Genomic DNA, 9230 nt, shown 5'->3' on the forward strand with positions numbered 1-9230 from the left:
CCATCGCGATCCGTGGTTTATTAACGCCCCGCGGCGCATGCTTCAGCCATGAGCCTGAAATCCCGCCTCCTTGGCTTGGCCTTCGCCGCCGCCGACGCCCTGATCGAGGTCGACGGCGCCGGTCAGATCGCCTTCGCTCTGGGGTCCGGCCCGGTCGCCGGGCAAGGCTCCGCCGCCTGGATCGGCCAGCCGCTCAGCGCCCTGTTCGCCCCCGCCTGCCGCGCCGCTGTCGTCGAGGCCGCAAGCGCCCTCTCGGCGGGCGGACGTAGCCAGCCTCTGGAAGTCCTGATCGATTGCGGCGACGGTCGCGTACGGCGCGCCATGTTCCGCGCCTTCATGCTGCCGGAACTGGCGCCGGCGGTTTCCTGCGCCTTCATCTATGAAGGCGCGCCTTTCGAGGTCGCCGCTGAAGCCGATCCCTCGCCGATTTCAGATTCCTCAAGCTTCATGGACAGCGCCCGCGAAGGGCTAAGCGGCAAGTCTGGCGCCGCCCTGCAAAAACTCGCCCTGGCCTTCATCGAGGTGCAGGGTCTGGCCGCCGCCAATGACGCCGCGAATGAGCGCATGGCGGCCCGCCTGGGCGCGCGCCTGCAACGGGTGTCCCACGACGGCGCCAGCGCGGGCCGGCTGACGCCGAACCGCTACGCCCTGATCAAGGACGCCGGGGACGGTCGCGACCTCGAGGCCGAGGTGCGCGAGGCCGGTCTGGCCGAAGGCCTGACCCTGACATCCCGCTCCAGCGAATTGGCGATCGGTTCGGACCCCTTGTGCGCCCTGCGCGCCATGCGTTTCGCGATTGAAGCTTGCCTGAAAGACAATGCGGCCCAGCCTGAACTCAGCTTCGCCGATTCCCTGTCGCGCACGCTGAAAGACGCAGAGCGGTTCCGCAACATCGTCCGCAACCGCGAATTCTCGATGTTCTACCAGCCCGTGGTCGATCTGAAGACCCGCGCCGTACACCACTTCGAGGCCCTGACCCGCTTCGGCCAGGGCAGCGGCCCCGCCTCCGCGATTCGCATGGCCGAGGAACTGGCCCTGATCGAGGACTTCGACCTCGCCGTCGCCGAGAAGATCGTCCACCGCCTGCGCCAACCTGGTTCCGGTCTGCTCAAGATCGCCATCAATGTCTCGGGCGCTTCGCTGGCCAATGACGCCTATGTCGAAGCCCTGCTGAAGATGACGGCCTCCGAGCCGGACAACCGCCGCCGCCTGATCGTCGAAGTGACCGAAACCGCCGCCCTGGCCGACATCGCCGCCGCCAACCGCCGTCTCGGCGCCCTGCGCGGCGCGGGGATCAAGGTCTGTATCGACGATTTCGGCGCCGGCGCCGCCGCCTTCGACTATCTGCGCGGCCTCTCCGTCGATACCGTCAAGATAGACGGCGCCCTGGTGCGCGGCATCGACAGCGATCCTCGCACCCGCACCCTGATCGGCCATCTGGTCGATCTATGCCGCTCCCTCGACATGACCACCATCGCCGAAATGATCGAGACCGAGGAGGCCGCCCAGGCGCTTCAGACCCTCGGCGTCGGCTACGGCCAGGGCTGGCTGTTCGGCCGCGCCGAGGCCGAGCCCGTCACCATCGCCCCCTCATCCCCCCGCGCCCGCCGTCAGGGCGTGATCGACGGCTGGAGCTGACGTTCCATCCTAGCTCGACGCGCCAATCCCAAGGATTTTCAGGGATTGCGAACGTCCCAAGCCCTTCAGCCAGCCTTGGTCCCCGTCCGCGTCACACTAGGCACGGTCTTTGACACGTCGATCTTCCTTCCATCGAGAGAAGGACAGAAATGTCTGCCCTCCCCATTGCACCAATTGTACTGTTTTTTTCACGACCCCGTGCAATCCGGCCGCGCCAGCCGAACCTCCCGCTCCACGCCGACATTGTCCATGAAGTCGCGATCATGGCTGACGATCACCAACGCCCCGTCATAGGCGGCCAGCGCCGCCTCGATGGCCGCGATGGAATCGAGGTCCAGATGGTTGGTCGGTTCGTCCAGAATCAGCAGTTGCGGCGGCTTCGCCCCCGTCATGACGCAGGCCAGGGCCGCCCTCAGCCGCTCGCCGCCTGACAGGGTCCCGACCGTCCGGTGCGCCGCCGTATTGCGGAACAGAAACCGCGCCAGGGCCGCATGGGCGTCGTTCGGCGTTCCCTCCGGGTTCAGCCGCCGCCAGGCCTCGATCAGGGTCTCGTCAGGTTTCAGGATCGCCGCCGTCTGATCCAGCAGCGCCGCCGTCACGGGCCGCTCGATCCGCCCCGCTGTGGGCTCCAGCTCGCCCGAGATCAGCTTCAGCAGCGTGGTCTTGCCCGCCCCGTTCGGCCCGGTGATCGCCACCCGCTCCGGCCCGGTCATACGCAGCGTTACAGGCCCGACGATTAACCGCCCTTCTGGACTGCGCCATTCGACGCCGTCCAGCGCCAGCACGGCCTTGCCCGCCGCCAGCCCCGTGGAGGGCATGGGCACGGACAGCCGCCGCGCTCGCTCGACCCGCTCGCGCGCCTCGACCAGTTGCGCCTCCACCTCGGCGCGGCGGCGCTCGGCCAGCCGCCCTTCCCGCGCGCCTGATTCCTCGGCCCGCTGCGCCTTGGCGTCGAGCATGATCTTGGGATCGGACGTTCCCGCCCGATGCGCCCGTCCGGCCTTGTCGCGTTTCGCTTTCTTCTCCAGCGCCGTCTGCGCCTCGCGCGCCGCCCGCCCGACCTCGCGCTCGGCGCTTTCCAGATCGCGCTCCGCCGCCGCCCGCTCAGCCTCGCGCCGCTCGACATAGAGGTCCCAGCCGCCGCCATAGACGCGCGCGCCCAGGCTCGACAACTCCACGATCCGATCCATCCGCCGCAGCAGGCCTCGGTCGTGGCTGACAGTCAGCACACCGCCCGGCCAGCGCCCGACCACTTCGGCCACCAGGGCCCGCGCCTCGGCGTCCAGATGGTTGGTCGGCTCGTCCAGCACGATCAGATCGGGCGCCGCCAGCATCAGCCCCGCCAGTCGCAGCCTTGTCTGCTCGCCTCCGCTCAAACTGGCTGTGAGGCGGTCCAGCGCCAGTCCGGCCAGCCCGACCTGAGCCAGGGCCTCCTCCAGCCGCGCCTCCAGCGTCCAGTCCGCTTCGGTCATGTCCTCGACCGAGCCCTCGCCCGCGAGCACCCGCGCCAGCAGGGCCAGAGGCTCCGCCGCGCCCAGGGTGTCGGCTACGGTTTCGCCCGGTGCGGGCTCATAGGTCTGGGACAGCCAGCCGACCGCCCCGGCGCGCGCTGCCGTCCCCTCTGCGGGTTCGGCCAGACCGGCGACAAGGCGCAGCAGCGTGGTCTTGCCCACGCCGTTGCGGCCCACGACAGCCGTGCGCTCCCGCCCGAAGGCGAGGCTCAGATTATCGAAGAGTGTGTTTCCGTCAGGCGTGCGGGCCGCGACGCTGTTGAGCGTCACGAGTGCGGATGCGGACGGGTTGTGGCTTGGGTTGAGCGAGGACAAAGGCGAGCACCAGCAGCGGAGCGGAAAGGGCGAAACCGATTTCCAAAGCGCTGATCATGATCGTCGTGCCTCCTCGTCAAATACGTTGGCTTGATGAAAGGATGGGTGCTGATCTTTCGCAGCGCAACCCCAATTCTCCTGCTGCGCTTTTGCAACGCAGCGCGGCGCGCCTATGTTCCAGCCATGACCGCGCCTGACCGAACCGTCGCCTTCCGCATCGACCGCCCCGCCCCAGACCGGGCCGAGGCCGCCGCTCGTCGGGCCGACGCGGTCCAGCGAATCCGGGAGGAGACCGGCATCGACGAGGCCCTGATCGACACCCTGGTCGAGGGTTTCTACGCCCGCGTCCGCAATGACGACTTCATCGGCCCGGTCTTTGCCGAGCGCATCTCTGACTGGGGGCCGCACCTGGAACAGATGAAGCTCTTCTGGTCCTCGGTCGCCCTGTCCACCGGCGTCTATCAGGGCCGGCCCATGCCGAAACACCTGCCCCTGCCCATCGACGCCCGCCATTTCGACCGCTGGCTGCAGATATTCGAGGCGACCGCCCGCGACCTCTGCCCGCCCGTCGCCGCCGAACATTTCATCGTCCGCGCCCGCCGCATCGCCGAAAGCCTCGAACTGGGCGTCGCCAACGCCAACGGCGTCCTGGTCAGCCCCGGCGAGCGCTACACCCGGCAGCAGCCCGCCTGGAAACCCGACTAGCGCAAAATGTTCCCACATTGTTCTTGCTGAAAAGCCCGAATTGATCCCCATATAGCGTCGTCGCCCCGGACCGTTTCGGGGTCTCCCGCGTTCCCGGATTCCATGACCGAAAAGCACAACTTCATCCGCGTTCGCGGCGCCCGCGAGCATAATCTCAAGGGCGTGGACGTCGATATCCCGCGCGAAAAGCTGGTCGTCATGACGGGGCTGTCGGGGTCGGGCAAGTCCTCGCTGGCGTTTGACACCATCTACGCCGAGGGCCAGCGCCGCTATGTGGAATCGCTCAGCGCCTATGCGCGCCAGTTCCTGGAACTGATGGGCAAGCCCGATGTGGATCTGATCGAGGGCCTGTCGCCGGCCATCTCCATCGAACAGAAGACCACGTCCAAGAATCCGCGCTCGACGGTCGGCACGGTCACGGAAATTCACGACTACATGCGCCTCCTCTGGGCGCGCGTGGGCGTGCCCTATTCGCCCGCTACCGGCCTGCCGATCGAGAGCCAGACTGTCAGCCAGATGGTCGACAAGCTGACCGCCCTCCCAGACGGCGAACGCATCCTGCTGCTGGCCCCCGTCGTTCGCGGTCGCAAGGGCGAGTACAAGAAGGAGATGGCCGAGTGGCAGCGCAACGGCTTCCAGCGGGTCAAGATCGACGGCGAATTCTACGCCATCGAGGACGCGCCGACGCTCGACAAGAAGTTCAAGCACGACATCGACATTGTCGTAGATCGCATTGTTACCAAAGAAGGTCTTGAGCCTCGCTACGCCGACAGCATCCAGACGGCCCTGAACCTGGCCGACGGCATCGCCACCGCTGAATGGGCAAATGCGCCCGAGGGCGAAGAGCCGCGCCGCATCGTCTTCTCCGAGAAGTTCGCCTGCCCGGTATCGGGCTTCACCATCAGCGAGATCGAGCCGCGGCTGTTCTCGTTCAACAACCCGTTCGGCGCCTGCCCTACCTGCGACGGCCTGGGCGTCAAGCTGGCCTTCGATGCTGATCTGGTGATCCCGGACCGCGACAAGACCCTGCACAAGGGCGCGGTGGCCCCCTGGGCGCGCGGCCCCTCGCCGCTCTACACCCAGACCCTGCAGTCCCTGGCCCAGCACTTCGGCTTCTCGATGGACAAACCGTGGCGCGACCTGCCTGAACAGGCCCACCGCGCCATCCTGCACGGCACCGGGTCCGAGAAGATCAAGTTCGTCTATGACGATAACGCCCGCAAATACGAGGTCTCAAAGGCCTTCGAGGGCGTTCTACCCAACCTGGAACGCCGCTGGCGCGAGACCGACAGCGCCTGGGTTCGCGAAGAGCTGGGCCGCTACCAGTCCGAGACGCCCTGCGAAGTCTGCGGCGGCAAGCGGCTGAAACCCGAAGCCTTGGCGGTCAAGGTCGGCGGGGCCGACATCGCCGAGATCAGCTGGCTCTCGATTTCAAAGGCTTATCTCTGGTTCTCTACCCTGGAAGAGAGCCTGACCGCCAAGCAGGTCGAGATCGGCCGCCGCATCCTCAAGGAAATTACTGACCGGCTGCGCTTCCTGAACAATGTGGGCTTGGACTACCTCAGCCTTTCGCGCAGCTCCGGCACCCTGTCGGGCGGCGAGAGCCAGCGCATCCGCCTGGCCTCGCAGATCGGCTCGGGCCTGACCGGCGTCCTTTATGTGCTGGACGAGCCGTCCATCGGCCTGCACCAGCGCGACAACACCCGCCTGCTGGAAAGCCTCAGGGGCCTGCGCGACCTCGGCAACTCGGTCCTTGTGGTCGAGCATGACGAAGAGGCGATCATGACCGCCGACTATGTGATCGACATGGGCCCGGCCGCCGGCGTCCACGGCGGCGAAATCTGCGCCCAGGGCACGCCCGCCGAGGTCATGGCCAACGCCAACTCCCTGACCGGCCAATACCTGACCGGCGCGCGCGAAATCGAGCTGCCGCCCGAGGGGCGCCGTCCGGTCGACCGCAAGCGGATGCTGAAGATCAGCGGCGCCACCGGCAACAACCTGAAGAACGTCACCGGCGAAATCCCCGTCGGCCTGTTCACCTGCGTCACCGGCGTGTCCGGCGGCGGCAAGTCCACCTTCACCATCGAGACCCTGTACAAGGCCGCCGCGCGCCGCCTGCACAACGCCTCGGACGCTCCGGCCAACTTTGACCGGATCGAGGGCCTGGAGCAGTTCGACAAGGTCATCGACATCGACCAGTCGCCCATCGGCCGCACCCCGCGCTCGAACCCGGCCACCTATACCGGCGCCTTCAATCCGATCCGCGACTGGTATGCGGGCCTGCCGGAGTCCAAGGCGCGCGGCTATGGCCCCGGTCGCTTCAGCTTCAACGTCAAGGGCGGCCGCTGCGAGGCCTGTCAGGGTGACGGCGTCATCAAGATCGAGATGCACTTCCTGCCCGATGTCTACGTCACCTGCGACGTCTGCAAGGGCAAGCGCTACAACCGCGAAACCTTGGAAATTGTCTTCAAGGGCAAGAGCATATCCGACGTTCTGGACATGACGGTTGAGGAAGCCGCGCGCTTCTTCAACGCCGTGCCCTCGATCCGCGACAAGATGCTGACGCTGGAGCGCGTGGGTCTGGGCTACGTCAAGGTCGGCCAGCCGGCCACCACCCTGTCGGGCGGCGAGGCCCAGCGGGTCAAGCTGTCCAAGGAGCTGGCCCGCCGCGCCACCGGCAAGACCCTCTACATTCTCGACGAGCCGACCACGGGCCTGCACTTCGAGGACACCCGCAAGCTGCTGGAGGTGCTTCAGGAGCTGGTAGACAACGGCAACACCATCGTCGTCATCGAGCACAACCTGGATGTCATCAAGGTCGCCGACTACCTGCTGGACTTCGGTCCCGAGGGTGGCGACGGCGGCGGCGAGATCGTGGCCTTCGGCACGCCGGAGCAGGTGGCGGACAACGCCGCCAGCTGGACCGGAAAGTACCTCAAGGAGGTGCTGGATCGCCACGAGGAACGCCGCAAGGCGCGCGTGGCCGCCCTGCCCGAGGTTCAGAAGGCCGAAAAGAAGCCTCGCGCCCGCAAGAGCGCCTGACCGGATCGGTCAGGCGTTTCGCTTCATCAGACGCGCGGTGCGCCCTTGAGCTGCAGATAGGCGGCCGAGAACGGCGCGTACATGATCACGATCTGGGCCGCCGACAGGACGGCCTGGACCACCAGCGAAACCGCCAGCATGGGCCCCAGGGCGCTCAGCAGGCTGGGAACGCTGGCGCCTTGCATGGCCACCAGCTGTTCTGAGCCGCCCACCATCAGACTAAGCGGGGCAGCCACAGCCGAGCCCAGCAGGCCGACCAGCATGGCCATGATCCCGGCGATGATCGCCATGCCCAGCAGCGGCCAGAAGACCTTCTTGCCCGTCATGGCGAAGGCGGGCTTCAACATGATCCGCCCCTCGGCGAACGTGCTTGGCACGACCAGGCTGAGCCGAACCGACAGCCAGATCAGCAGGCCGATAATCGCCAGCGACAGCAGAACCACGGCCAGCCACAGCGCCGGAAGGGCCATGGCCCCCGCCGTCGCCACGGTCACAATCATGAAGCCGGCGAACGTCACGGCGAACATGATCAGGGACACGAGCAGGCTGGCCCCCAGCACCCGAAGTTCGTCCTTCCCGACGCGCAGGTAGCCGAACTTGCGGTCTTCCGGGCGAATGACCGAGCGAGCGATGGCGGTGCTGATCACGGCGCTGAACAGCAATCCCAGCGGCATGGCCCAGCCGATAATGACGCCATAGGCCTGTGCGAGCCGCTCGACATCTTCTGGCGAAGGCTCGGTCTGCCCCTGCGCCTGCATCTCGGCAATCACCGACAGCACGGTGACGAAGTGCGGTCCGACCAAGAGGAACATCAGCCCGATGAAGACGGCATAGGCCGCAGCCCATGACAGGACGGCCAAGGGCGCGCGTCGCGTCAGGCGAAAACCTTCAAAGGCGCAGTCGGTAGCGGGAAAAGTCATGCAGTCGTCCTCGATTCCCGATCAGCCTAGCCCAACCGCACGCGTTTCGTCCTGCGGCGCTTGCGCCAACAGCGACCGACAGGCTTCGGCATAGGGCGCCATCATCACAGTGCTCAAGAAGCCCTGCAGCCACGACAGGGGTATGAAGGCCGCCAGCGCCCAGGGGATCAGCACGCCCCAGTTCACCGTCTGCGGCGCGCCGTTTTCCAACATGGCGGCCAGACTGAAGACGTTAATCCCCGCAACAAAGAACAAAACCACAGCGATGATCCCCAGCAAGGCCAGTTCGATCGCCAGAACGACCCCGACGATCGCGAGGCTCAGCCCCAGCAGTCGCAGCACCTGCCCCTTTGACAGCCTCCACCCCGCTACAAAGGCGAAGTCGTTCAAGGCCACGCTGGCGGGCATGATCAGGCAGGCCCGCAGGATGACGCACCAGACGGCCACTCCCGCCACTAAAGCCGTCAAGAGGCCCAGCATAACCGCGGCCATCTCTGACACGAACCACAGACCCGCGCCGATGGCGAAGGCCAGCAGCCCGATCACGATAGCCGCGGCGTAAAAACCTACGATCATGGCCAGTCCGACGACAGCAACCCGCACCTCGTCCATGCCGACCTTCAACCCGGCGAAGGGCGCCGGACGCTCGGGGAAAAGCACGGCCCGGAAGATGGCGGCTGTCACCACGACCCAGATCAGCGCCTGCAGGATGTTCGCCAGCCCCGACAAGGCCTGAAACTGAATCATCTGCCCGATAACGGCGGCGGAGGGCTCGTGCGACGCCATGTCCGCCAAGGCTATCGACCCGAACACACGCAGCATCAGCGCCCCGATCAGCAGCGAGGGCGCAACGGACACGACACCCCAGGCCCAAACCTGCAACGGCCTGCGGCGCGTCAGTCTGAAGCCGGAGGCCAGGGCCTGGCCGATGGAAAACGCCGTGGTCATGACTGGCTCCTCTGAACCGCCGTCTTAAGCCACGCCATATAGCACGCGCCACCCCGTCGCGGCTTGCGTGCTTATGACAGGCTGACGGAAGGCTCCGGGACGGCTAGAAGGCCGCCATGTCGAACGCAGCCCCCTCCGCCCACCCCATCCC

6 protein-coding genes are annotated in these 9230 nt (G+C 66.6%); 3 read left to right on the plus strand and 3 right to left on the minus strand.

From position 1 onward, the window contains the following. Positions 1–48 precede the first annotated feature (48 nt). Positions 49–1638: an EAL domain-containing protein gene (locus HX774_RS15460; RefSeq protein WP_178828195.1), complete on the plus strand. Its 1590-nt coding sequence runs from the start codon at positions 49–51 to the stop codon at positions 1636–1638. 188 nt (positions 1639–1826) lie between these two features. Here HX774_RS15460 and HX774_RS15465 read toward each other — a convergent pair whose 3' ends face one another. Then, positions 1827–3419, minus strand: coding sequence for an ABC-F family ATP-binding cassette domain-containing protein (locus tag HX774_RS15465; RefSeq protein ID WP_178828213.1), 1593 nt, complete (start codon positions 3417–3419; stop codon positions 1827–1829). Positions 3420–3647: 228 nt separating this feature from the next. Between HX774_RS15465 and HX774_RS15470 the strand changes: the two genes are divergently transcribed. Continuing rightward, on the plus strand, positions 3648–4169 hold the full coding sequence (locus HX774_RS15470; protein WP_178828197.1) for a group III truncated hemoglobin: 522 nt from the start codon (positions 3648–3650) through the stop codon (positions 4167–4169). Positions 4170–4271: 102 nt separating this feature from the next. Continuing rightward, positions 4272–7211 carry an excinuclease ABC subunit UvrA gene (gene uvrA, locus HX774_RS15475; protein WP_178828199.1) on the plus strand — a complete coding sequence of 980 codons (2940 nt, stop codon included), beginning with the start codon at positions 4272–4274 and terminating at the stop codon, positions 7209–7211. A gap of 26 nt (positions 7212–7237) precedes the next feature. Here the strand turns inward: uvrA and HX774_RS15480 are convergent, their stop codons facing one another. Beyond that, positions 7238–8131 carry a hypothetical protein gene (locus HX774_RS15480; RefSeq protein WP_178828201.1) on the minus strand — a complete coding sequence of 298 codons (894 nt, stop codon included), beginning with the start codon at positions 8129–8131 and terminating at the stop codon, positions 7238–7240. Positions 8132–8152: 21 nt separating this feature from the next. Next, entirely contained in the window at positions 8153–9079 is a 927-nt protein-coding gene (locus tag HX774_RS15485; protein ID WP_178828203.1) for a hypothetical protein, read from the minus strand. Between the last annotated feature and the right edge of the window lie 151 nt (positions 9080–9230).

The organism is Brevundimonas sp. P7753 (assembly GCF_013386595.1).
Lineage (GTDB): Bacteria > Pseudomonadota > Alphaproteobacteria > Caulobacterales > Caulobacteraceae > Brevundimonas > Brevundimonas bullata.